This is a genomic window from Streptomyces sp. P9(2023), from assembly GCF_032436795.1.
Lineage (GTDB): Bacteria > Actinomycetota > Actinomycetes > Streptomycetales > Streptomycetaceae > Streptomyces.
Map to the genome: position 1 here is coordinate 1 of NZ_JAUPWM010000332.1, position 293 is coordinate 293.

Annotated in this window: 1 protein-coding gene; it reads right to left on the bottom strand. The window is 46.4% G+C overall.

The window, feature by feature from the left end; translation table 11 throughout:
* Positions 1-11: 11 nt before the first annotated feature.
* Positions 12-239 carry a hypothetical protein gene (locus Q5762_RS37835; protein ID WP_170905707.1) on the bottom strand — a complete coding sequence of 76 codons (228 nt, stop codon included), beginning with the start codon at positions 237-239 and terminating at the stop codon, positions 12-14.
* Positions 240-293: the final 54 nt, after the last annotated feature.

The following is a 293-nucleotide window of genomic DNA, read 5'->3' on the forward strand; positions in this document are numbered from 1 at the left end:
GTTAAATCACATCAGCTGCCAATCACCAGCTGAGTTAACCTTAATGGTGGGCCAACATTCCATGTTTCAGTTGCGACGGGGTCGACTGCACCAACACATTCAATAGCGTATTTAGGAGAGCTCTTTGATCCTATCATAAGATCATACATTCCAGGTTCAGAACCATCATCATGGACTTCAACTATCTCGCCCAGCTCTTTGGCAACAATTTGCTTAGCCCAACCCTCGACAGTGCTCAATGCTCATTGCCTCCTAATGCATAACGCTCGCGTTGACTAGCGCAGTAAAACTGC